The 1786-nt window shown below is 63.6% G+C and carries 1 protein-coding gene; it reads left to right on the forward strand.

The window, feature by feature from the left end; translation table 11 throughout:
* Positions 1–177: 177 nt before the first annotated feature.
* The coding region (locus tag FKP22_RS29230; protein WP_141291679.1) for an Rne/Rng family ribonuclease at positions 178–1786 on the forward strand (1609 nt) is incomplete at its 3' end.

Consider the following 1786-nt stretch of genomic DNA (forward strand, 5'->3'; position numbering starts at 1 on the left):
CGCTGAGCCGCCAACGCGGTTCTTTGTCAGTCCAGGGCGATTCCTTCTTCCGGCTTCATTTCTTGTTTCTCGTGCATCGGTTGAGGTGTTGCCCGTCCTGTTTTTCAGGCGGCTGACACCTTCATGCGCGTGCCGCGCACCCCGAAACTGGGGCAGCGGCACGCTGAAGGAGTGCACATGAAACGCATGCTGATCAATGCGACGCAGCCGGAAGAGCGGCGTCTGGCCATCGTGGACGGGCAGAAACTGCTCGACTTCGAGACCGAGATCGAAGGGCGCGAACAGCGCAAGGGCAACATCTACAAGGCCGTCGTGACGCGCGTCGAGCCTTCCCTCGAAGCCTGCTTCGTCGACTACGGCGAAGACCGCCACGGCTTCTTGCCGTTCAAGGAAATCGCCAAGACCTACTTCCGCGAAGGCGTCAGCGTTCGCGACGCGAAGATCCAGGACTGCATTTCGAACGGCCAGGAACTGCTGGTCCAGGTCGAGAAGGAAGAACGCGGCAACAAGGGCGCGGCGCTGACGACTTTCGTCTCGCTGGCCGGCCGCTACCTGGTGCTGATGCCCAACAACCCGCGCGGCGGTGGCGTTTCGCGCCGCATCGAGGGTGAGCAGCGCGAAGAGCTGAAGGAAAACCTCGACCAGCTCGAATACCCCAAGGGCATGAGCCTGATCGCCCGCACCGCCGGCATCGGCCGCTCGGCGCCCGAGCTGCAGTGGGACCTGAACTACATGCTCAAGCTCTGGGAGGCCATTGATGGCGCTTCCAAGGCTGGCAAGGGTGCATTCCTGATCTATCAGGAATCGTCGCTGGTGATCCGCGCGATCCGCGATTACTTCACGTCGGACATCGGCGAGATCCTGATCGACACCGACGACATCTACGATCAGGCGCAGCAGTTCATGAACCACGTGATGCCGGAATCGGCCTCACGGGTGAAGCGCTACCGCGACGACGCGCCGCTGTTCTCGCGCTTCCAGATCGAGCACCAGATCGAAACGGCCTTCAGCCGCACGGTGAACCTGCCGTCCGGTGGCGCCATCGTGATCGACCACACCGAGGCGCTGGTCGCTGTCGACGTGAACTCGGCCCGCGCCACCCGTGGCAGCGACATCGAGGAGACCGCCACCCGCACCAATCTCGAAGCCGCCGACGAAATCGCCCGCCAGTGCCGGCTGCGCGACCTGGGCGGCCTGATCGTGGTCGACTTCATCGACATGGAGGACAGCAAGAACCGCCGCGAGGTGGAACAGCGCCTCAAGGACGCGCTGCGCTTCGACCGCGCCCGCGTGCAGTTCTCGTCGATCAGCAAGTTCGGCCTGCTGGAGCTGAGCCGCCAGCGCCTGCGCCCTGCACTCTCCGAAGGCAGCCACATCACTTGCCCGCGCTGCAACGGCACCGGCCACATCCGCGACACCGAATCTTCCGCGCTGCAGATCCTGCGCATCATCCAGGAAGAGTCGATGAAGGAAAACACCGCCGCCGTGCACGTGCAGGTGCCGGTGGAAGTGACCTCCTTCCTGCTGAACGAAAAGCGCACCGAGATCACCAAGATCGAGCTGAAGCAGCGCACCACCGTGCTGCTGGTGCCCAACAAGCACCTGGAGACGCCGAACTACAAGCTCGAACGCCTGCGCCACGACGATCCGCGCCTGGAAAACCTGCAGGCCAGCTACACGATGATCGAGGAGCCGGACGACGAGGTCTCGATCTCGCGCCGCGAAAAGGCCAAGCCCAAGCAGGAGCCGGTGATCAAGGGCGTGCTGCCCGACCAGCCGGCTCCTA

The sequence above is a fragment of the Ideonella azotifigens genome (assembly GCF_006519715.1).
Taxonomy (GTDB): Bacteria; Pseudomonadota; Gammaproteobacteria; order Burkholderiales; family Burkholderiaceae_C; genus Ideonella; species Ideonella azotifigens.